This is a genomic window from Streptomyces sp. 7R007 (genome assembly GCF_054850255.1).
In genome coordinates, this window is record NZ_JBTWMV010000148.1 from 1 (window position 1) to 920 (window position 920).

The 920-nt window shown below is 70.0% G+C and carries 1 pseudogene; it reads left to right on the plus strand.

The features are described from left to right. Positions 1 to 895, plus strand: a pseudogene (locus ACYF6T_RS44520) (hydrolase); the annotation flags it as partial. Positions 896 to 920 lie beyond the last annotated feature (25 nt).

The following is a 920-nucleotide window of genomic DNA, read 5'->3' on the forward strand; positions in this document are numbered from 1 at the left end:
GCCGCGCCGGATCATCTGGTTCGGCGCGAAGGAACAACGCCCCTACACGCTCTCGGTGTTGCGCTCGGGCGTCAGTCCGCTGCCCGTGGAGGGGACTTACGTGCAGCGGGGGTTCCTGCCGCGCTGGCTGGCGACCTTCTTCGGTGTGTTCCTCGCCCTCGCGATCACCTTCGTGATGCTCTGGATCGCCTACAAGCCCTCCATCGCCTCCGGCGCCACCGAGTCCGTCGCCGAGGCCGGCAGCACCCTCGCCCCCAGCCCTTCGGCGACCTCGTCGGCCCCGCTGCCACCGGCTCCCACGCAGTCCACCACGCCGCCGGCCGCCGACACGGCGACCGGAGCGGCGGCGGGCGCGTCCGGCGGCGGGGGCGGCGGCGCCACGGCCACGGTGACCGCCAAGCCCAAGGCCGAGACCGCGGCCACCGCCGTCAACCGCCTGGCGAAGGACGACCCCGGCGGCCGGCACGTCTGCTACCGCGCCTTCGTGCAGGGCAAGGGGTGGCAGAAACCGGTGTGCGACGGCACCGTCAGCGGCACGGTCGGACAGGGCAGGCCCATCAAGGCGCTCAACGTCGCGGTGTACGGCGTCCAGGGCTCCGCCGGCAACGCCATGGTCTACAACCCCGACTCGACCAACGGCCAGGGCACCTGGAAGCCGAACTGGACGCCCATCGTCGCCGACGGCAAGGACAACTACATCGGCGGCACCAAGCAGGACACCCCCTACTTCGTGACCTTCGTCTGGAACGTCGGCAGCGGACAGGCCTGCAACATGGTCAAGATCAGCGGGCTGGACTGGAAGGCGCAGTCCTGCAACAACGCCCGCCCCGACCTCAACACCGCCGGTGACTTCGACAACTCCCGCTTCATCGAAGCGATCAAGCTGACGGTGTGACGGCATGACCTTGTGGACCTCTCTC